Origin of the sequence: Pseudarthrobacter sp. R1 (assembly GCF_024494415.1) — a bacterium.
Classification (GTDB): domain Bacteria; phylum Actinomycetota; class Actinomycetes; order Actinomycetales; family Micrococcaceae; genus Arthrobacter.
Genome location: NZ_JAMKFI010000009.1, coordinates 123,221 through 143,526, shown reverse-complemented (window position 1 = coordinate 143,526; position 20,306 = coordinate 123,221). Strand labels below are relative to the sequence as shown.

17 protein-coding genes and 1 pseudogene are annotated in these 20,306 nt (G+C 61.4%); 9 read left to right on the top strand and 9 right to left on the bottom strand.

Annotated elements, in window-relative coordinates; genetic code table 11:
• Positions 1–270: 270 nt before the first annotated feature.
• The gene (locus tag M8J71_RS17900) at positions 271–1,323 is read left to right on the top strand and encodes a LacI family DNA-binding transcriptional regulator (RefSeq protein WP_256249153.1); all 1,053 of its coding nucleotides are present in this window, start codon (positions 271–273) and stop codon (positions 1,321–1,323) included.
• A gap of 53 nt (positions 1,324–1,376) precedes the next feature.
• On the opposite strand, the gene M8J71_RS17895 is transcribed toward M8J71_RS17900, so the two are convergent.
• From M8J71_RS17895 to M8J71_RS17880, 4 genes are all read right to left on the bottom strand, one after another.
• Complete coding sequence (locus tag M8J71_RS17895) at positions 1,377–2,018, bottom strand: hypothetical protein (protein ID WP_256249152.1); 642 nt, start codon at positions 2,016–2,018, stop codon at positions 1,377–1,379.
• Positions 2,019–2,058: 40 nt separating this feature from the next.
• Positions 2,059–2,310 (bottom strand): hypothetical protein, encoded by a 252-nt coding sequence (locus M8J71_RS17890; RefSeq protein ID WP_256249151.1) that lies wholly within the window; start codon positions 2,308–2,310, stop codon positions 2,059–2,061.
• Positions 2,307–2,993, bottom strand: coding sequence for a hypothetical protein (locus tag M8J71_RS17885; protein WP_256249150.1), 687 nt, complete (start codon positions 2,991–2,993; stop codon positions 2,307–2,309). The genes M8J71_RS17890 and M8J71_RS17885 overlap by 4 nt, the downstream gene beginning before the upstream one ends.
• A gap of 131 nt (positions 2,994–3,124) precedes the next feature.
• Positions 3,125–5,860, bottom strand: coding sequence for a LuxR C-terminal-related transcriptional regulator (locus tag M8J71_RS17880; RefSeq protein ID WP_256249149.1), 2,736 nt, complete (start codon positions 5,858–5,860; stop codon positions 3,125–3,127).
• A 398-nt stretch (positions 5,861–6,258) separates the two neighbouring features.
• Here M8J71_RS17880 and M8J71_RS17875 point away from each other — a divergent pair, with 398 nt between their 5' ends.
• From M8J71_RS17875 to M8J71_RS17850, 6 genes and pseudogenes are all read left to right on the top strand, one after another.
• Complete coding sequence (locus M8J71_RS17875; RefSeq protein ID WP_256249148.1) at positions 6,259–7,617, top strand: MFS transporter; 1,359 nt, start codon at positions 6,259–6,261, stop codon at positions 7,615–7,617.
• A gap of 78 nt (positions 7,618–7,695) precedes the next feature.
• Positions 7,696–8,376: a GntR family transcriptional regulator gene (locus M8J71_RS17870; protein ID WP_256249147.1), complete on the top strand. Its 681-nt coding sequence runs from the start codon at positions 7,696–7,698 to the stop codon at positions 8,374–8,376.
• The gene (locus tag M8J71_RS17865; protein WP_256249146.1) at positions 8,376–9,164 is read left to right on the top strand and encodes an aspartate/glutamate racemase family protein; all 789 of its coding nucleotides are present in this window, start codon (positions 8,376–8,378) and stop codon (positions 9,162–9,164) included. Before M8J71_RS17870 ends, M8J71_RS17865 begins: the two co-directional genes overlap by 1 nt.
• Positions 9,165–9,196: 32 nt before the next feature.
• Positions 9,197–10,624, top strand: coding sequence for an amidohydrolase family protein (locus M8J71_RS17860; RefSeq protein WP_256249145.1), 1,428 nt, complete (start codon positions 9,197–9,199; stop codon positions 10,622–10,624).
• Positions 10,625–10,655: 31 nt separating this feature from the next.
• On the top strand, positions 10,656–11,384 hold the full coding sequence (locus M8J71_RS17855; protein WP_256249144.1) for a maleate cis-trans isomerase family protein: 729 nt from the start codon (positions 10,656–10,658) through the stop codon (positions 11,382–11,384).
• 89 nt (positions 11,385–11,473) lie between these two features.
• Positions 11,474–12,100: pseudogene (locus M8J71_RS17850) on the top strand (hypothetical protein); the annotation flags it as partial.
• A 1,216-nt stretch (positions 12,101–13,316) separates the two neighbouring features.
• Here M8J71_RS17850 and M8J71_RS17845 read toward each other — a convergent pair.
• From M8J71_RS17845 to M8J71_RS17835, 3 genes are all read right to left on the bottom strand, one after another.
• Positions 13,317–13,823, bottom strand: a complete 507-nt coding sequence (locus M8J71_RS17845; protein ID WP_256249142.1) for a VOC family protein — start codon at positions 13,821–13,823, stop codon at positions 13,317–13,319.
• Positions 13,820–14,446 (bottom strand): hypothetical protein, encoded by a 627-nt coding sequence (locus M8J71_RS17840; RefSeq protein ID WP_256249141.1) that lies wholly within the window; start codon positions 14,444–14,446, stop codon positions 13,820–13,822. Before M8J71_RS17840 ends, M8J71_RS17845 begins: the two co-directional genes overlap by 4 nt.
• A gap of 92 nt (positions 14,447–14,538) precedes the next feature.
• Complete coding sequence (locus tag M8J71_RS17835; RefSeq protein WP_256249140.1) at positions 14,539–15,396, bottom strand: SMP-30/gluconolactonase/LRE family protein; 858 nt, start codon at positions 15,394–15,396, stop codon at positions 14,539–14,541.
• Positions 15,397–15,822: 426 nt separating this feature from the next.
• Between M8J71_RS17835 and M8J71_RS17830 the strand changes: the two genes are divergently transcribed.
• A complete protein-coding gene (locus tag M8J71_RS17830; protein WP_256249139.1) occupies positions 15,823–16,575 on the top strand; it encodes an SDR family NAD(P)-dependent oxidoreductase in 753 nt (250 codons plus the stop codon).
• Positions 16,576–16,647: 72 nt separating this feature from the next.
• Here the strand turns inward: M8J71_RS17830 and M8J71_RS17825 are convergent, their stop codons facing one another.
• Positions 16,648–17,985 carry a DHA2 family efflux MFS transporter permease subunit gene (locus M8J71_RS17825; RefSeq protein ID WP_256249138.1) on the bottom strand — a complete coding sequence of 446 codons (1,338 nt, stop codon included), beginning with the start codon at positions 17,983–17,985 and terminating at the stop codon, positions 16,648–16,650.
• 451 nt (positions 17,986–18,436) lie between these two features.
• On the opposite strand from M8J71_RS17825, the gene M8J71_RS17820 reads away from it, so the two are divergent.
• On the top strand, positions 18,437–19,498 hold the full coding sequence (locus M8J71_RS17820; protein WP_308292962.1) for a Gfo/Idh/MocA family protein: 1,062 nt from the start codon (positions 18,437–18,439) through the stop codon (positions 19,496–19,498).
• 375 nt (positions 19,499–19,873) lie between these two features.
• Here M8J71_RS17820 and M8J71_RS17815 read toward each other — a convergent pair whose 3' ends face one another.
• Entirely contained in the window at positions 19,874–20,110 is a 237-nt protein-coding gene (locus M8J71_RS17815; RefSeq protein ID WP_256249136.1) for a transposase, read from the bottom strand.
• Between the last annotated feature and the right edge of the window lie 196 nt (positions 20,111–20,306).

Below are 20,306 nucleotides of genomic sequence, written 5' to 3'. Positions count from 1 at the left end.
TACTCTCGAGTAGTTTCTGCGGCCCGCTCTCCCGCAACGAGGCCGCCTGAAGCGTCCTCCCGGCTAGTTCCACACTTCCGATCCTAGACTGCGGACTGTGACGGAGCTGACATGGCGTCAAGTGGCTTAACGCAATCCGCCGCTGTGTGCGAGCGCGACCTTTGGTGCGGGGCCGCCGTTCGTTTCGGGCGGTACTTCCCGCGCGGCAAGTGCCAGTAGCCTACAGATGACCCCCAGGGGCATCACAAACCATAAGGACGTGGGAGACAGATGAGCAACAAGAACATCGGCATCAAGGACGTGGCCGTTGCCGCCGGCGTGTCCGTGACAACTGTCTCCCACGTGCTCAACGACGTTTCCTATGCACGGATCAGCCCCGAAACCAGGGACAAGGTCAGGTCCGCGGCCGAGGAGCTGGGTTATGGACCCAACCGCCTTGCCCAGGCCCTGCGCACCCAGCGCACCGGCATGCTGGGCCTGGTCAGCGAGGATATCGCCACCACGGCCCACGCCGGCCGGATCATCCTCGGCGCGGACGAGGTCGCCAAGGCCCGGGGATACAACCTCATGATTATCAACACCTCCGGCTCAGCGAGCCTGGCGTCCCGGCAGGCCGACGTCGAGGCCCTCCTGGAACGCCGGGTGGACGGCATTCTCTACGCCACGATGTATCACCGCAACGTGGAACTACCGGCCAACCTCGGCACCGTGCCTTCCGTCCTGGTGGACTCCGTGGCCGCCGGCGGAAACATCACAGCCGTGGTCCCGGACGAGGAGGGCGGTGCACGCACGGCAGTGGAAGCGCTCCTCGCAGCGGGCCACACCCGCATCGGCTTCCTCAACAACACGGACGACGTTCCCGCAACCCATGAGCGCCTCCGGGGCTTCCGGGCCACGCTCGCTGAAGCAGGGCTCGACGGCGCCGCGGCACCCGTCGAGTCCGAGGTCTCCGAGGTGCAGGGCGGCTACGAGGCGGCCCGGCGGATCCTGGCACGCGAGGACCGCGCTGACATGCCTACGGCATTGTTCTGCTACAACGACCGGATGGCGATGGGAGCCTACCGCGCCGCTGCGGAGTTGGGGCTCAGCATCCCCGCCGACCTTTCAATCGTCGGCTTCGATGACCAGGAACTGATCGCTGCCAACCTTCACCCGGGCCTCACCACCGTGGCCCTGCCTCATTACGAAATGGGTGCCTGGGCCACCGAGCACCTGATTGACGCCGTCGAGGGGAAGACCGACCTTGCCCTCATGGCACTTCACCCGACCATTCTGAGCTGCCCCCTCGTGCGCCGTGATTCCATCGCGGCTCCCAGGCAATAGATCAGCCAGCCCCTTCCACTTCCCAAGAGGACCGCCACCGCCCAACTCCGGGACTAGCTTGTCCCAATAACAGCTGTTGCCGTTGCTTTAGCGGCCTCTTCAGTTGTTGTTGTCCGAGCGACATTGCGAAGTATCCAGAAGGCAAGGAAAGCGGCGGCCACTGCCAAACCAACCAGGCCCAGCTGCAGCACAGTTTCCGGAAACACCGTCCGCAGGGCGATGGGAACTGAACTCAATGTGTAAAGAATGACTACAGCCTTGGGCACATTTGAAGTGCGCCACAGCGCGAACATAAAGACAACGGCACCGAGCAGGAACACCATGGATACAACCGTCAGCGCGATACCGAGCGGACCTGCACGCAGCACGGCAATCACGTCTTGGCCGATGTAGGGAAAGACGAGGTTGAGGACAAATTCAACCCCGACGAGGCCGGCCAGTGAGGTGACGGAGAGAACGGCACCTGAGGTTGCCAGGGCGCCGGCTGGGCGGGACATCACCACATAGGCACCGATCACCAGCCCGATGGCGGCGACTTGAGCAAGCGGCGCGGCGAGCTGTGTGAAAGGTGATGTTGGGATGACTCCTGCCCTTTTTGCCGCGTTGACCAGCAGTATGGCTGCTGAGAAGAATCCGGCGAACGCAAAGGTCCTTATGAGTACGGCAGGTAGGAGTGTGTTGATTCTTGCAGACATTTGGGGCTCATATCTAAGAGGGCGGTGCGGCGAATAAGTTTCAGTGACCGTCGTCCGGCCCGGCTGGAGGGGTGATCATTCGTACTGAGATGAGGACCATGCCCAGGTCACGGACCTTGTTGAGGAGGCTGTGGAGTGCGGCCTGGTCTGCTACCGGGCCGTAGAAAGCTGTTGTACCGTCACTTGCGCGCGTTAGTTCAAGACGCTCGAACCATTCCACCCAGTGATCATCGAGGTGCCCTTCCACCCGGAGCTCGTAGTGCCCGGGTCCGTGCTCGTTTCTGATCATCATTGGGCCACAGCGCGGCCACGCCCCGGGACGACGGTCCCGGCAGCCGGGGAACCCGTGTGGCGGGTGCTGACCCACAATGAGTAGCCCAACCACGCCACGGCAATACCTACGGGAAGGGCGGCGAAGCGTCCCAGAGCGTGGGGAAACAGCGGAAGCAGAGCGGTAGAGACTGACCCCACGGCCAACAGGATGCCCGCCCAGCGGGCGAGGACCCGGGCGCGGAAGACGGCAACGCCGAAGGTCAGGCCGCCAAGGAAGTAGACCGCGAAGGCGAACGTGCTAATGCCCTCCAGGGGGCCCAGGCTCCCATCCGCTGCGGCGCCGCCGAAGATGCCGAGGATGTCCGTTGCAATGTGCGGAGCCTGCTCCGCCAGTGGCGGCAGGACGAATGCCTCCACGAACGAGTTCGCGATGACGGTGAGATAGAACAGTCCGAGCAGAAGGAAGCCGGACAGCCCCAGCAGCCCCGTCTCTTGCACCTGCTTGAGGTACATTCCGGTGATGCCGGCAAGGCCGAGGACACCCATCGCCACGGTCAGGTAATGCACGATGGCCCAGGCGCTGCCGGTGACGTTGGCGACTTCCTCAACCGGGTGGACGAACTGTATCCCTCCGTACAGCAGTCCGGCGGTTATGGCGGCGACGCCGGCAGCTCCGCTGAGTTTGGACGGGGTGGTGGTCATTTCCGCGCTCCTTGTTTTGGTTGGTCCCGGGCGGGTGCCGGGGACGGTTCCAAAGCTACGGATGCGCGTGGTGACACAGCATCACCACCTGTGGTGACCGGGGTGGTGATCTTCGCATGGGATTGCTTCGTTTAGAGGAGCCCGTGCTCACGTGCGCAGCGAACTGCCTCGGCCCGGTTGTTCACCTGGAGCTTTTCGAAGATGTGCCGGGTATGGGTTCTGAGGGTGTTGAGTGAGACGAACAACTGCCGGGCGACCTCCGGCCCGCTCAGGGAAGAGTCGAGCATCCGGAGCACCTGGAGTTCCCGCTCGCTGAGCTGGACGGGCATCGCGTAGGTGCCGTGAGACGTGGCAGGTGCCGTTGCCCCGGTGTTGGCTGCGTGGAGCAGGTGGCTGACATAGCTGGGACAGATATGCTCGACGGCGGCCCTGCGCAGCAAAGCGATCATGGGTTCGCCTTCATCCAGGAACAGCCGCACGTGGCTTTCGGCTGCGGTTCGTTTGAGGGCTTGTTCCAGGGCCTCGAGCGCCGAACCGAGACCGCCCTGTACCTGAGACGCCCTTGCCTTCAGGACGAGGATCTCGTTGACGCTGCCACCCCGGCCGGCGGTTTGGGCGGCCTGGAGCAACCGCTCGAGCAGCTCGAAGGCGTCACCGAGGGAGCCGCTAGGTGGGTCTGCTTCGTGTTGGGCGATGAGCAGGCGGGCGAGGGTGAGGTGTTCGAATTCCCGCAGGTAGGTCAGGTCATCACCGGCGGTGAGGTTCCGTGCCCGGGCCCAGTCCCAGGCTTCCCGCAGAGCCCCTTTGCCGATCCAGATCCGCGCCTTGATCGCAAGGATCGGCCGGACCTCGGGAAAGAAACCCCGCAGGTAACGCCGTTCGGCCTCCTCCAACAGCCCGATGGCACGGTCAGGATCTCCGCGCAGGTACTCAAGGCGTGCCTTCACCACGAAGCGGCGATACCGGTTCTCCGGCAGCGACGCCGCCTCTCCGAGCGCGATCCCTGCTGCCAGCTGTTCTTTCGCGGCAGCCAGGTCCCCGGTCTCAGCGTTCAGTGCGCTGATTCCCACATGGAGGTCGGCAGTTGGCGGACCAGCGGATATGCCTGCAGAGTCCGCGGCAGTAAGGGCTTGCTCCAGAAGACGCCGGGCCTCGGTCAGGCTGCCCCTGGCGATCCACAGGTCCGCCAGCACCATGGTGCTGGCGAGTTCGTCGGCGATATTTCCTGCAGCACGCAGGTTCGGGGCCACCTCGGCGAAAGTGGGCACCGCCGTGTCGAGATCACCGCGGGCCCACGCGGCCAGCCCGAGGAATCCTGCCGCCGCGGCCCGCGACAGATGATCGTCCGGCCCGCACAGCACCAACGCGCGCCGGGCATGGGCGGCGGTCCCTGCCACATCCCCCACTGCCTGGGCCAGCGCTGCCCGGTACACGGCAATGGTCACCGGCAGGGCGCGGAACTCTTCGCTCCCTGCTTTCAGCCCTGTGCGGAGGTCACGTGTCCGTTCCCCGTCGCGGGAAGCCTCCGCAAGTCCACGTTCAGCATCCTGGAGACGTTGTTCGACGGCGTCCAAGTCACCGGAGGTGAGCATCAGCCAGGCGTAAAATACGCTCAACACAGGGTTCGCTCGCACAATGTGGTCGGGAAGGGCGTTCAACCAGCCACGCAGGGTTGCATCTTGCCGGCTCTTTCGGATGGCTGGCATCACCGCCTCCAACAAGGCCCCCGCCCGTTCGAAGTCCCCCGCCGCCAGCGCATGCTTCAGGGCGTCCTCCAGCAGATCATGGTGCTGGTACCACTCACTGGCGCGCCGGTGCAGCGACTGCTGGAGGTCAGGTTCCTCATGGGATACACGGGCCCGGAGCACTTCGGCAAAGAGGTGGTGGTAGCGATACCACTGTCTCCGGTCGTCCAAGGGGACAACAAACAAATTCGCCCTCTCCAGGTGGTCAAGAACAGCACTGCTGCCGCCCTGGCCCGTGACCGCGTCACACAGCGGACCCGAGAGGCGGTCAAGAATGGCACTGCGCATCAGGAAGTTGCGCACGCCGTCGGGCTGGTGCTGCAGTACCTCCTCGACCAGGTAATCCAGGATGAAGCGGTTGCTGCCGGTGAAGGCGTCGATGAAGCCTGGCACGTCCGCGTTTCCGCGCAGGGACAGCGCCGCGAGCTGCAAACCGGCAGCCCAGCCTTCCGTCCGGGCCTCGAGGGCGGAAATGTGCTCGGCGGAAAGGCCCAGCCCCATGCACTCATTCAGGAAGGCCTGAGCCTCCTTGGCCGAAAAGCGGAGGTCGGCAGCGCGCAGTTCAGTCATCTGATCCCGCGCCCTCAAACGGGACAAAGGAAGCGGGGGGTCAGAACGGCTGGCGATGGCCAGTTGCAGTTGGGGCGGGGAATGATCGAGCAGGAACGCTACGGCGTCATGAACAGGGTGCGCTTCGACTGCATGGTAGTCGTCGAGGACAACGATGAAGGTGGTTCCAACCTGGGCGAGGTCATTGATGAGGGCTACCAGAACCGGTTCCGCCGCCGCGGCCTGCGTAGCGTCGAGCAGTGCTTTGGCACCTGACCCGATGGTTGCGTCCACGCCGTGTATCCCGGCGATGAGATGGGTTAAGAAACGTGCAGGGTCGTTGTCGCCATCATCCAGGGACAACCAGGCGACCCGCACCTCGGGCTCTGCTGCCCGGACGCGATGCACCCACTGGCTCAACAACGTGGTCTTGCCAAAGCCGGCCGGGGCACAAATCAGAGTGAGCTTCCGATCTGCGCGTGCTTCCGAGAGCAGAGGATCGACAAGCCTGGGGCGGGCGACGGCGTGGCGCCGCGGGGCCGGAACATGGAACTTCGTGGCAAGCATGCTCATCGCCATTGTGTGAACTATACGGCTGCCGACAAATGCTGTGTAGGGTGCGCTCCCCCTGTCCTTGCTTAGTCCGGCGCTCCCCCTTGCGGGGCTGCCTGCGGCGTCGGCGCCAACCACGACGCCGCAGGCAGTCACAATTGGAATTTTCACCACATCCCCCGGCCTACGGTCGACAGCCCTTGACAGTGGCATGCGTCACTCCTAGTCTGATTTTGGGATCCCAAAACGGGATCCCAAACCTGGCTTCACTTTGGCGCTCCGGATCGCCCACAAGGCCAGCCAGGTTTCGCTCTCAAGTGCCAGCGACCAGATCTGGTCTGCGGTCCCACCCGGCACCCACCCGCACATTTGCCCGTCCCTGCTTTCCCCATCCGTAACTTCCCCGTGAAGGAGAAGCTGTGTCTATTCCCAATACTGAAACAGCCGCCACCGACGGCACTTCAAACCCGGTAGCCACCGACGACCCGCAGAAGGATGGCGTGCAACGACGCACCACCGTCCGTTGGAAGCTCTTCCTGTTGCTCCTGGTCTTGGTTGCCGTCAACTACATCGACCGCGGTTCCATTTCCGTGGCGCTCCCCATCATCCAAAAGGAGTTCAATCTCGCCCCCGAACTTGTGGGCTTGCTGCTGTCGGCCTTCTTCTGGACGTATGCCCTCATGCAGATCCCCGTCGGCTGGCTGATCGACCGGTTCGGACCCCGTAAGGTGATGACCGCGTCCTGCGTCGGCTGGGGGGCTGCCACCGCGGCCTCGGGAATGGCAGGCGGATTCCTCAGTATGTTCATCGCCCGCATGGGCATCGGCGTCACCGAGGCCGGCGTCATGCCGGCCGGCGGCAAATTGAACGCCATTTGGATGCACAAGTCCGAGCGCGGCCGCGGCGCGACAATCCTGGACGCCGGAGCACCCCTTGGTGCTGGCCTTGGCGGCATCATCATCGCCGGGCTTATCGCGTCCACCGGCAGCTGGCGCCTGGCCTTCCTGATCGCCGGTGCCGCCACCGTCCTCATGGGCCTCGCCGTCTGGTGGTACGTCCGGGACAATCCCCGCGACCACCGCGGCGTCAATGAGGCCGAGGCCGCGTACATCGAAGCCTCGCACGCGGCAGAGGACGCCGAAGCGGAGCTCGATGGCAGCAAAGGCAAGCGCGCCCTACTCCCCTACCTTAAATTCCGCTCCTTCTGGGCCATGTGCCTGGGCTGGCTGGGCTTCAACGGCGTGTTCTACGGCCTGCTCACCTGGGGCCCGCTCTATCTCTCCCAGGACAAAGGCTTTGACCTGAAGACCATCGGCTGGTCCACCTTCGTGATCTTCGGGGCAGGATTCGTTGGCGAAATCATCGGCGGCACCATCGCCGACAAATGGCGTGCTTCCGGCGCCTCAGCCAACCGCGTCATGCGTACCCTCCTCGGAATCTCCAGCCTGGTGGTCATCGGCGGTCTCGTGGGCGTCACTGTGGTTCCCGACCCCACCACGGCCGTCGTCCTGCTATCGCTCGTGATGTTCTTCCTGCGCTGGGTTGGGCTGTTCTGGAGTATTCCATCCATCCTGGGCGGGCGTACCAATGCGGGCGTCCTGGGCGGTGCCATGAACTTCAGCGGCAACATCTCCGGGTTCGTCACTCCCATCGCCGTCGGCCTGATCGTCGGGGCCACCGGCTCGTACACGTGGGCCCTGCTGTACTTCGTAGGATCCGCGATCATTATGGGTGCGTCTGTCCTGACCCTGAACTACAACAAGCGGCTTCCTGTCTAAGCTGGCCACCCAAGGCAACACACAACCCACGCCCCCGCTGCCGGGAGCGACGTCACACGAAAACCCGAATGGAGCACCATGCTTAGCGCAGAAGATACCCAGGACAAGGAACGCCCCCTCCGCGAGGCCGTCCGGGACACACTTCGCACCCGGATTTTCGAAGGACACTACGCTCCCGGCACGCGGCTGGTGGAACGTGACCTGGCAGCGGAATTCTCCGTCTCAAGGCTGCCCGTCCGCGAAGCACTCCGCATGCTCCGCCAGGAAGGCCTCATCAGCGACCGCGGCGCACGGGGAGCAGAAGTCAGCACGCTGAGCCCCAAAGACGTGGAGGACCTCTTCGACGTTCGCCAGTCCCTGGAAGTCCTGGCCTGCCGGCTGGCCGCCGTCAGGGCAACCGAGCAGGACCTCGCATACCTGAAAGGGCTGCTCGACGACGCCGAGGGCTTCCTCGCGAAGGGCGCCGTTCGGGAAGCGCACCGCTCAAACAGTGAGTTCCACGACGCGATCACCTCCATCGCGGACAACAACTTCCTCAAATCGGCACTGGAACCCCTCCAGGGCCGCATGCACTGGCTTTTCCGCCACGTCAGCGACCTGCCGGAACTCATCCAGGAACACCGCGAGCTGTACACCGCAATCGCCACCGGGGACCCCGACCGTGCCGCCGCACAATCGGCATCCCACATCGGCAAATACCGCGAGCAGTTCCCCGAAGACTTCGAGAAAACCGAACCCCAACTTCACCGGAAGAAATAATGCGACTCCTGGTCATCAACCCCAACATCAGCGACGATGTCACCGCCCTCATCGAATCCGAGGCCCTCCGTTCCGCGGCTCCGGGCACCGAATTGGTGGTCCGCACCGCCGGCCACGGCATGGAATACATCGAGACGCGTTTCGAATCCCTCATTGCCGCCGGCGCCGTAGCCGAAATCATCGCCGAACACACGCGCCCTGGCACGGAGCCCGTTGACGGGGTGGTGGTGGCAGCGTTCGGCGATCCCGGCATGCCCGCCCTCAAGGAACTGACGGGCATTCCGGTCATCGGCATCACGGAGGCAGCACTCTGCGCCGCCGCACTGCAGGGCCACCGTTTTTCCATCATCGCCATCTCGGACCGAATCAAGCCCTGGTACCGCGACTGCGTGGAGCGGTTCGGCCTGCTCGGAAGGCTGGCCTCCATCCGGTCCATCAACGAAACCCTCAACGCCATCGGCTCGGTCCAGCAGGACTTTAAGGAAACCCTCCTGGCACTCAGCCGCCAGGCCGTCGCGGAGGACGGCGCCGACGTCGTCATCCTGGCAGGGGCACCGCTTGCCGGGCTGGCCCGCGAACTCAAAGGGCAGATTCCCGTCCCTGTAGTGGACGGAATCTCAGCCGGCATCCGGATGGCAGAGGCCGTGGTGGGGCTCGAATCCGGTCCGCACCGCGCAGGCGCCTTCGCTGCCCCGCCCGTCAAGGGCCGCAAGGGACTCAGTGAAAACCTCGACGCCGCCCTCTCAGCCGCCCAGAACAGCACCTCGTCCGCAGTGCCCACCGCGTAAACCACCAAGCTTTCTTCAGAAGGAGGACATCGATGTCCCGCCACCCAGACCTTGTTATTGCCCACGCCACCGTCGTCAACAGCTTCGGCCGCCAGAATGCCCATATCGTGGTCCAGGACGGCCTGGTCACACAGCTCATCGACGCCTCGGAAGCCGTTCCGCGCGCCGAACGGACTATCGACGCCGGCGGGCGCCTTGTGATTCCCGGCGGCGTGGACGGCCACTGCCACGTGGCACAGGTCACCGGTCGCTTCCGCACCCTGGACGACTACCGCACCACGTCCACAGCAGCCTTGTGGGGCGGCACCACCACCATCATCGACTTCGGCATACCCCGTGATGCGCAGGAAACCCCCCTCGCAGCCGTCCTGCACAAAAAAGAGCTGGCAACAGAATCAAGGTGCGACGTTGCCCTGCACGGTGCTGTGATCAGCTGGGACGAAACCGTGCCCTGGCAGCTTGAGCAGCTTGCCGCCGAAGGCGTGCGTTCGGTGAAGATGTACACCACCAACCGCGGCACCACCATGGCGGACGGGGACACCATAGTGAAAGTCATGCGCGAAATGGTCCGGCTGGACGGCCTTACCTACATCCACGCCGAGCACGATCCCATCATCACCGACTGTACGGAGCAGCACGCCCAGGACGGCCGGATCGGTATCGAGCACCTGCACCGGACGCGGCCCGAGCTGGCGGAAGAAGTATCCGTCAAGGAAACCCTGGCCATGGCTGAATACACGGGGGCGGCGGTCTATTTTGTCCATCAATCAACGCCACGGGCAGTGGATCTGGTGACGGAGGCACGGACCCGCGGGCAGGAGGCGTACTCCGAAACCTGCCCGCACTACGTCACGCTGGATGATTCCGTGTACGGCTCGAAGTTTCCTGAGTGGTTCGCCTGCTGCCCGCCCATGCGCAACGCCGAAACGGTGGCCGCACTGAAGGAACGGCTGGCCTCCGGGGCCATCCACACCATGTCATCGGACCATTCCTGCTACGACCTGTCGCAGAAGCGCGAGCGCACGGACGATGTCCGGGCCATGCCTCACGGCCTGCCCGGCGTCGAGACCCGCATGCCGGTCACCTTCACGGCAATGATCTCTGCCGGTGCCAGTGTGGAGGACTTCGTGGGAGTCTTCTCGGCAGAGCCGGCACGGATCAATGCAGTCCCCGGGAAAGGACGCATCGCGGAAGGCTTCGACGCTGATCTGGTGATCTTCGACCCCGCCGAGGAACGCACGGTGGACGGCGCTGCCCTGCACATGGGCACAGACTTCTCCCCGTTCGAAGGGGAGGCACTCACCGGTTGGCCCGCCGTCGTAATTTCCGCGGGTCGTGTGGTGCTGGACGGCCAAGGCTTCCACGATCCCGGGAGTGTCGGGCGTTTTGTGGCCCGGAACGGTTTCCACGGGCACGACTCAACTGTCCCTGCCGGCCTCCCGGCTAGGGCAAATCTCTAGCCTGCGCCAAGAAAAGAAACGGAGAGCTTCGATGCCTTCACCAACACGCCCCCATCGGATCGGCATGATTGTTCCGTCATCCAACACCTGCCTTGAACCACAGACATACCGGATCCTGGGCGGCCGGACCGACGTTACCGTCCACTTCACCCGGATCCCCGTCACCCGAATTGCCCTGGACGATTCCTCGAACAAGCAATTCGACTCCGCAGTTATGCGCGACGCCGCCCGGCTGCTTGCCACGGCGGACGTGGACGTTATTGCCTGGAACGGCACCTCCGGTTCCTGGTTGGGGGCTAAGCACGACCAGGAGCTGGTGCAGGAAATCACTGACGCCACCGGCATTGCGGCCACCACGTCGACGCTCGCTTACCTGGAGGCCTTCAGAACTTTCGGCACCAAACGGATCGGTTTGTTCACCCCGTACACGGACGATGTAAACCACCAGGTGATCGCCGCCTACGAGCGGGAAGGCGTCGGAACAGTAGACCACCGTGCCCTGGGCTTGAGTGACAACGAATCCTTCGCACGCGTGACCGACGACGAGATGCGGCCCGGCTCGCGTGATCTTGCAGCCACTAACCCCGACGCTTTGGTGTACCTGTGCACCAACCTCTACGGCGCGAACGTCACAGCCGAGATCGAAGAAAGCACCGGCGTGCCTGTCCTGGACTCAGTGGCCGTCACGCTCTGGCACGCCCTCAGGCTAGCGGGCGCACAACTGCTGGATCCGCGGTGGGGCAGACTGCTTATGAGCTGACCTCGATCCGCACTTCGCTGGTGGCGTCCTGAAGAGTCGTACATGCCAAGAATTTCCAAAGGTTGCTGTACGACGCTGTCTTGGAGCAGGTGGTCTCACTAACTGCGTCAGCAGATGGATTTCTCGTGGGGGGAACAGCAGTGGCAGGAACGTTTAGTACAGTGAGCCCGAGCTTTCAAGGCACGGTCAGCGCTCCGCCCCTGGTGGTGCTCACGGCGCGCTACCGCTATTTCCCCCCTGATTCGATCGTCACGCTGCAAGCAGTCTCCACAAACATTGCTCAAGCGCTGTTGGATGCCACTACAGCAGTGTCAGGGTGCGTCGTTCTGTCCACCTGCAATCGCTTCGAAATCTACTGTGAAATTTCGCCTGCATCTGATGCCGCAGAGGCGTGCTCGGACGCACTCGAGGCTGTGAGCTACTGTTCCGGCCTTCCCTTACAAGATTTGGAAGTACTCTTCGATTACCGCGAAGGTACAGCAGTAGCCGAGCATCTGTTTGCTGTTGGATGCGGCCTTGATTCCCTCGTTGTGGGTGAACGTGAAATTGCAGGCCAAGTCCGGCGTGCGCTGGCCACGCCCCAGGCCGCGGGCACGGCAACCGGACGACTCATCCGACTATTCCAAGAGACTTCCCGGACTGCTAAAGAGGTGGGGGCACGGACCCGCCTTGGTAGCGCAGGAAGGTCGGTAGCTTCGGTGGCTGTCGAACTGGCCGCCTCCCGGCTAAGCCTTGATCCACCGATGATGGCTGCTGCGCCGACGGCGGTTTAAACACGAAATGCCCGTCTTTTCAGGGAAAATTGGACTTGCGACAGAACAATTTTGCTGAAGAAGAGGAGCATCCCGCAGGTGCCCTGCGGGATGCTCCTCTTCTTCAGCAAAATTGTTCTGTCGCAAGTCCAATTTTCCCTGAAAAGACGGGCATTTCGTGTTTAAACCGCCGTCGGCGCAGCAGCCATCATCGGTGGATCAAGGCTTAGACACACTCATCCAGCAGTGCCACGGGCCCCTTGGGACTTCGCCGTTTTCAGTCTCAGCATTTTGGATCCCCCGGCGTGGAGGTTCTACGCCGACTGCGTGCATTGCGTGAAAGCCGCGGCAGGAGGCTGCCACTTCGACTTTCGTGAATCTGCAACTCCAGTCGCCGTCACCGACAGGGCATTGCCTTGAGAAGCCGGTGTCAATTGGTGAAGCATAAGGAGATGACTTTGAAGATGCCGAGACATCTTCGGAGAAGGCCACCCTGATAATTAATTTCAGTGCCTCCGCACCTCGTCCGTCTAGGCCTATGCCTTCACCGCAAGCCTCCACAGGAAGCGAGACTGTCAGGGCACACTGGCACGTTCATGTAATAAGGGACTTGCTATTGCCCATGAAGCGGATTCGAAGCGTCATCTGGCCGCATCATTAGGACATAGGTGACTTGTCCAACGGCCAAAATGTGTGGATGGCACTGTCGAGCAGCTTCCGCTCACCCAACCCTGTTAGAATCCAGACAAGTCCGAACTTAGGGACAGCTATGTCAACTATCCCTCTTTGCACATGGCCAGCCTGCGGTTCAATAAACGCGATGCCTTGACCTTGAACGAGCGATGCCAAGAGGACTTCAATTTCCCTTTTCGCCTCTGCATCCATCGGAGTTAGCTCCCGTGCGCTAAGGAACTCCGACGAGGTGCGACTATTTCTTTTCAGGGAAACTACCTTCCTTTCCTTTAGTCTACCCTGGGCCGCGAGCATTTCGTCGGGCTAAAAGCGACGGAAGCAGCCCAGCGCCTGATTCTGGCTCCCTGCCTGGACAAGGAGGGGATGAAGCAGGGGCGCGGCGAAATTCGATTGTCTTCTACTTCGAGAGCATTTGGTGCAATTAAAAGCCGTTGCATTTTTGGCGCGGGCGTTTCCGAGAGTCATTGGGAGCTATCGGATGGGAACATCAGCTTCGGTGCAAATTTAATAATTCCTGCATTGACGCGAGGCGCTCAGGAGACGGCTGGATGAATTCGAGTGTGTTCCCGTCGGGATCATGGAAGTAGCACGCCCACCCCCCCTTGTTTGCGCCCTCGGTTATTGCGGTCGGGGGGTTGCGGAATTGTGTGCCAGACGACCGGAGAGATTCGTAATGGGCGGCGAGATCTGTGACGAAGAAGCCTAGGTGAGCGCTACCTGGTTGATTAACGGGAGCTGGTTCACCCGAGATTCCTGCTTTGATGTACTCGATCAGCTCAATATCGTGAGTCGAGACGGTGGGTAGCGGCGAGGGGATTCTCAGTTGGGCCACTTCTAAGATGGCCTCCGGCACGCCTACGAGTATTGGTGTGTAGTCGTTTTGCTGGCGTTGCCGACGGACCAACTCCATTCCGAGAGATCCGCAGTACCATCCGATGGACTTCTCGATGTCGCTGACGACGATCCCATGATGCAGTTGACCTATAATCATCATTCCCCTCCAATAAGGCCCTGCGGCCTCGCCTGCACCAGGGACCGAAGGTGATGAAGGCCTGCAGCGATATCGGCCAGCGGGAACCCCTGAGCAGAGGTAATTGAGATTTGAGCGACCGAGCGGATCTGGAGCCCCTCTCCTTCATCTGACAGTCGGCGCACAACAGCCCGTCTGGCTACCTTTCCTACATCAATGGTGATGAAGTGGTCAGGGTCCACTAGGGCGAAGGAGTCCAGGCCGAGATTCCCAGAGTGCGTGATGGTGAGCGCCGGCATATGTACTCCGTGGGCTCCCACTGTAGGGTGATCTAGATGTTTGGTGAAAGCTGACGAGGCATGAGCCTTTACCGACGCAAAAAGCGCTTCGTTCCAGAGTTCTGCGTCGATTTCTCTGAGCAGCTCTGTAAGATCGAACTCAAGACTTGCCGTAGAGAATGCCCCGGGTACCTTCGGCTCGGAAGGTTTAGAGGTCAAGGCTACCGGCAAAGGTGCGGAGTCCTGGCCGCCAGCATTTTGCGGTTTCAATAGCCCAGCACCTGGGTCCGCACCGTTGGAGCGCCTTTTGATGGTCAACGTAGGCAACTCGGGTAGATCCCAGCGTCGCTTAATCGCAGTCTGCCTCATATTTCCTCCTGTGTGGGCCTTACGTACGCCATCTTGGGCCCTGGTCGCCTGCTGCGCCGCGCTAATTGATCTCCTGGAAAGATCTGTCTGCATCATCGGCTGCTCGTTTCGGTCCACAGCAACCGCGATTCCCACTCAAGGCTTGGGTCGCCGCTTCCGTAGGGCTTCCCGGCACACAGAAACAGCCGGTCTCTGTCAGCACCTCCTACGGCGACTGAGAAGGCTGTTTGTTTCCCGAGTGGTATGGTCTCCACTACAGCTCCGCCTTCTCTGACCCGCAGTGCACCCTGCCTTGCCGCATCGGCCACCCAGAGCGTGCCATCGTCCGCCAGTGCGATCCCGTCTGGAAGGCATGCACCGGACGCAAGTGCTGCGCTAACTGTTGCGAAGGTCTTGCCGCCACTGAAATCTGCCCAGACCCGACGATTGTGAAGAGTTCCGTCGGCGCCCCGATCAAACGCGGTGATCCTCCCCGCGAACGTCTCAGCGACCAACAATGTGGCTCCGTCGGGAGAGATGACAATGCCGTTGGGGAATACGAGGTCCTCAGCAGCCGCAGTTGCTGTACCGTCGGGATCGACTCTGATCAGAACCGTGGACTCAATTGCATCGTGTTTGGACTCGTCCCAACCGAAATTTCCAATGTAGCAGCGCCCGGTATTGTCCACCGCCATGTCGTTGGCGTGCCAGGGCGCGAGACCATTGAGGTCTGCAATCTCACGCAGGTTGTCACCATCGAACTTCCAGAGCCTGCGGTCGAGCATCGATACGACCAGCAGGCAGCCGTCTGGGCCCCATCCAAGTCCTGACGGCTGTCCGGGAACCTTGCACACTACGCTTGGGGTTCCAGTCTGGTCGAATCTCAGCACCGCTTGGGCGAAGAAGTCCGATGCATACAGCATGCCCTCATGCCAACGGGGAGCCTCAAGGAATCCGTGCCCTTCGCTCATCGTATGTACGGTCAACTCTGACCCTCCTGTTTCATGAACAGCTGATTACGCTAAATGGTGAAAGTGGATTTCATTCTATGACGAAACTCGATGATCTCACAATGGCCACGCACTATGGCAGTCCGCTGCCGCGGGTGCGAACGCCGGAGCGAGGACCGTGCCCGTCCGCGAAGGCGGGACCCCTACCGCTTGGAGCGGATGCCGAGTCGATTCAGGGCCCCTATCATTCTTGTGGTTTTGGCGGGCCTCTGCGAACCGCGCAGCCATTGATGCTGACTCCCCGATATCCCCGGGGTCCACAGGGAGCGGACCCGGGAATATGCTTCGCACCATTGCCTTCGCCGTGAAATAGGCTTCAAATAGTGTAAGTTACGTCTCGTCGTGTCGGTATTGACACGAGATCAGCGCGAATGGAGAAGGATTCACATGTTGGACATAGGCGGTAAATGTGCTGTCATCACAGGTGGAGCGCAAGGCATTGGAGCTGCAACTGCACGCGTCCTCGCCGATGAGGGCGCTCGGGTGGTCATCGCGGACATCAACTACGAGACCGCCCAGTCTCTAGTGAAATCACTAGGAGGTGACTCCGCCGCGGTCAGAATCGATGTGACGGACAGCAGCTCGGTCCGCAGTGTAGTGGAGCAGGTGGCTGATCAATTCGGCGGCATTGACATCTGGGTTAACAATGCGGGGATCGCGGAGGATTCCCTTGCTCTGGATCTGACCGACGAAGTCTGGCAACGAACTCTTTCGGTCGACCTGACGGGCACCTTCTATGGGGCCAGAGAAGCAGCCCGGCACATGTGCGAGCGGGGGTCAGGGTCCATTATTAATGTCTCATCCATCGCTGCCTTCCGCGCCAGCCGCCCAGAGCACCATGTGGCATACGATGTCTCCAAGGCGGGCGTTGCCCATATGGCAAAGATTCTGGCGGCCGAATGGGCGCCAAGGGGTGTGCGGATAAATGCAGTGGCTCCGGGCTATACCAATACCGAGCTCCTCCGATCTGTGGGGAGTGCGTCGCCGGCCATTATGGAGCAATGGTTAAGTCAGGTTCCGCAGCAGAGACTGATCGAACCAGATGAAATTGGACGTGTCATCGCATTCCTGGGATCCGATGCCTCGAGCTCGGTCACGGGTCAGGTCATTCTGGCTGACGCGGGTTTCACCTCCTGGTGATGCCCCTATGGACCCGCCTCCGCGAGAGGCGGGTCCATGTCGTTTTTGTGGTGGACGCCATCAGGCCTCGTGTTACTTGGGTTTTCGTACGAAGAAGGCTCCCACTATTGCGGGCAAAACGATAATGGCCCCGCATGCAAAGGCTGCACGTGCGCCAGCCGCCGTCGCCCCAGCGCTAGCGGATGTCTGGGCGTCCGTTACTCCAGTCATGACTGCGATGAATAATGCAGTTCCAGCGGCGCCGGCAATTTGCTGAATGGTGCCGAGTACGGCACTGCCGTGCGAATACTGTGAGCGTGAAAGGGACCCCAAACCTGCGCTGAAGAGCGGTGTGAGTATCACCGCCAGCCCGATGCTGAAAGCAATGTGCATGGCGAGCAATAACCGCCACGAGGTGACTTCGCTGACCGACGACAATGCCCACAGTGCCCCGCCGAGGATGACTGTTCCCGGGACTAATAAGGGCCTTGGGCCAAACCGGTCAAAGAGTCGCCCGGACACCGATCCCAACAGGCCCATCGCCAGACCTCCCGGCAGGAGCAGTAGCCCGCTGGAGAGCGTACTAAGGCCCAGTACGGTTTGCATGAAGATCGGGAGCAGGATCAGGGTGCCGAACAAAACCATCATGATCATGGCGATCATGGCGACGGCTATAGCGAAGGTGCCTGAACGGAAAGCCCGGAGGTCAAGCAGGGCCTCGTCCGATCCTTGCAGCACCACCTGGCGGGCAATGAAGATGCCAAGAAAGACGATACCTGCGGCAATAGACGCCAACGCCGGGGTGCCAGAAGAGGAATGCCCACCGAGTCCACTTAGTCCAAAGACCAGCCCGCCGAAGGCCACAGCCGATAGTAGTACTGAGGTGACGTCGATGCGGATTCGTTTGGGAGTAGTGACGTTCGGGAGCTTGGCCGCACCCAACGCCAGCGCGCTGAAGGCGACCGGCAGGACGACAATGAAGAGGAACCGCCACGGCAGGATCGACAGGACTAGGCCCGAGATCGTGGGTCCGATAGCGGGCGAAACGGACATCACGATCGCGATGTATCCCATTGTGCGACCCCGCTTCTCGATGGGAACCAGGTTCAGTACCGTGGTCATCAGGAGCGGCATCATCACGGCTGTGCCGGCAGCTTGGACGATTCGGGCTATGAGCAGTACTTCAAAGCTCTGCGCCAGGCTGCCGATTAGCGTGCCGAGACAAAAAAGTGTCATGGCCGACAGGAAGACCTGCCGTGTGTGCAGCCGCTGAAGCAGAAAGCCCGTTACGGGGATGACAATTGCCATGGTGAGCAGGAATGCGGTTGTCAGCCATTGCGCAGCCACAGCAGCGACGGCCAAGTCCGCCATCAGGTGGGGCATTGCGACGCCAAGAATGGTCTCGTTGAGGAACACCACGAATGTGGACACGAGAAGGAGGTTGATTACCAGGGTGCTTCCCCGCCGGTCTCGTATGGCTGAGTGTCCAGACGGCGCGGTCACGCTTTGCGAGTGGCTAGGATTCATAATCAAACTATTTCATATGACTCGTAGCACTATTACTATATGAATGTATTGCTCCGATGAGAAGCGCATGTTATGTTCGCTTAACGCATAGTATTAGTACAGCTTTAATAATTTGAAAGAACTACCCTCCCTACCAAGCGACAACGGAGTCGAGATGAGAATTCCAACTTGCCTCCGATCGATCCACTTGCGGCCGTCACTTCGGCCTATCTCTTTGGCCGGATGAACCGGCCCCGCCGGCAACCCTGAGCCTGGTCTTGACACAGGGTTGTCCCCAGACCCAGTCAAATAAGTGGCTCCTCCACCTCATTGCCAAGACGCCCAGCAAACGGACCTGAATGAAAGTTGTCTTCAATTGTCGCTGCCAAAGTCTCTCCCCTTGCCGAACATCTTCACTCGGGAGTCCGCTCCATCCCTTCGATGGGGCGTAATCGGCTCTGGCCACATAGCCTCCGCCTTTGTGACAGCGACCATGCGCTTCACCAACCAGTGCTTCGTAGCCGTCGGATCCAGGTCCCTGGAACGGGCCGAGGCATTTGCATCTCAGCTAGGCCTGCCTTGCGCAGTCGGTTCGTATGAAGACCTCGTCACCCGTAAAGACATCGATGTCGTTTACGTGGCAGCGCCTCAATCGGAGCATCTTCGTCTCGGGCTGTTGGCTATCACTGCAGGAAAACACGTTCTGATAGAAAAGCCACTTGCGATGACCGAGGCAGAAGGCCGAGCCCTCACTGACGCGGCACGCGATGCCGGCGTTTTTCTGATGGAAGCGATGTGGACACGTTATCTTCCTCAGAGTGACGTCATCCGCCGGTTGGTTCGGGACGGCGTCCTGGGCGACCTTGAACTCGTGATCGCGGATCACGGACAGGCCATATCCCGGGATGGCACAAGCCGGCTGTGGAAGCGTGAATTGGGGGGCGGCGCAATTGGGGACATTGGAATCTACCCGATCGCACTTAGCTCAGAGATGCTCGGCGAGCCGGAGGAGATCGTCGCGAGAGGCGGTGTCACCTCGACAGGAGTCGACTCCCACGCGACCATGATTCTCAACCACCCAAACGGGGCACAAGCATCACTCACAGCAAGTATGCTCACTAGCACGCCAATTCGAGCGACAATCGCCGGGGAAGACGCGCGGATCGACATAGGCCAGCCCTTCTTCACACCGGCTTCGTTCACCCTCTCCGGCCCGCTCGTCTACGGCGGAGAGCGGATCGAATGGAAGGATCCTACAGGACTGTCAATGTACGACGGACTGTCCTGGGAGGCTACAGCGCTTGCGAAGTTTGTAGGGGAAGGCCGTCGCGAGTCTCCTCTTCACAACCACACGGAGACACTCTCGATTCTCGCCACAATCGATGAGGCACGACGACAAGTGCTATCCCATTCAGGTGCTAACGAAACAGCGCGTTAAGGCAAGCGGAGTCGTACACCCGGGGCTGAGCCCAGCCTCATTTAGTTACCGGATGCGGCCGCTATCGCCGTGCGCGTGAACCACCGGCGGGGCCCTGCAAGGATCGGCTACTGCTGGGCATCCACCCGTCGGAGTGGAGAGCACAGGATCATTCGGCGCCGCACTCGCTCGCGAACTGCCCCGCCAAGGTGAACACTTGATCGAGGTGAATGGGCCCAATCGGATAGTCCGCCGCTTGGATGACAAATCCGGGGTTCTAATGGTCATTCAAGAAAGCTTGTAATAGGTGCGATAGGCGAGTTACGGGGCTCTTCACGGTTCATGGGGAAGCGGATCCCTGGAGTGAGCGACAGGCCGCCGTCCGGACGGCACTTCTCAAGAGAATACCGATTTGTAATTGGCCGGGTTGCGGTAGCCTCGCGCAGTGCGTTTGATGTTCTTGATCGCGGTGTTGTTGGCCTCGCCCTTGCCTGTCGTGGCGCCGGTGATGATCAGCACCTCCATCTCTTTCCACCATCTGCAGACAGTGCGGTAGAAACTGTTGGTTTCCGGCCCGTGCGGCTGCTGTGACCAGCTCCTCGAGTACCTTCGTTGCCGCCGCAGCGTCGTCAAGGGAGCGGGTGCGGAGCAGGGCTCGGAGTTGTTCCTTGACTTTCCAGACGACCTGGAGGGTGCCGGTCGGATCCTCCAGGGCGAACACTTCCTCGAGTCGGAGGGCGGCCCGGCAGCTGAGGGTGTCGCCGCCGCGCGGCAGGAGCATCGGGTGCGCCCAGGCCTTGTCGATGGCCCTACCGCGGCGGCCCTTGAC

What these genes read in the sequence shown, in the direction of transcription:
- M8J71_RS17890 (WP_256249151.1), bottom strand. Translation starts at nt 2,310, where the DNA reads ATGATGATCAGAAACGAGCACGGACCCGGGCACTACGAGCTCCGGGTG.
- M8J71_RS17830 (WP_256249139.1), top strand. Translation starts at nt 15,823, where the DNA reads ATGTTGGACATAGGCGGTAAATGTGCTGTCATCACAGGTGGAGCGCAA.
- M8J71_RS17885 (WP_256249150.1), bottom strand. Translation starts at nt 2,993, where the DNA reads ATGACCACCACCCCGTCCAAACTCAGCGGAGCTGCCGGCGTCGCCGCC.
- M8J71_RS17865 (WP_256249146.1), top strand. Translation starts at nt 8,376, where the DNA reads ATGCGACTCCTGGTCATCAACCCCAACATCAGCGACGATGTCACCGCC.
- M8J71_RS17845 (WP_256249142.1), bottom strand. Translation starts at nt 13,823, where the DNA reads ATGATGATTATAGGTCAACTGCATCATGGGATCGTCGTCAGCGACATC.
- M8J71_RS17880 (WP_256249149.1), bottom strand. Translation starts at nt 5,860, where the DNA reads ATGAGCATGCTTGCCACGAAGTTCCATGTTCCGGCCCCGCGGCGCCAC.
- M8J71_RS17860 (WP_256249145.1), top strand. Translation starts at nt 9,197, where the DNA reads ATGTCCCGCCACCCAGACCTTGTTATTGCCCACGCCACCGTCGTCAAC.
- M8J71_RS17835 (WP_256249140.1), bottom strand. Translation starts at nt 15,396, where the DNA reads ATGAGCGAAGGGCACGGATTCCTTGAGGCTCCCCGTTGGCATGAGGGC.
- M8J71_RS17840 (WP_256249141.1), bottom strand. Translation starts at nt 14,446, where the DNA reads ATGAGGCAGACTGCGATTAAGCGACGCTGGGATCTACCCGAGTTGCCT.
- M8J71_RS17895 (WP_256249152.1), bottom strand. Translation starts at nt 2,018, where the DNA reads ATGTCTGCAAGAATCAACACACTCCTACCTGCCGTACTCATAAGGACC.
- M8J71_RS17900 (WP_256249153.1), top strand. Translation starts at nt 271, where the DNA reads ATGAGCAACAAGAACATCGGCATCAAGGACGTGGCCGTTGCCGCCGGC.
- M8J71_RS17870 (WP_256249147.1), top strand. Translation starts at nt 7,696, where the DNA reads ATGCTTAGCGCAGAAGATACCCAGGACAAGGAACGCCCCCTCCGCGAG.
- M8J71_RS17855 (WP_256249144.1), top strand. Translation starts at nt 10,656, where the DNA reads ATGCCTTCACCAACACGCCCCCATCGGATCGGCATGATTGTTCCGTCA.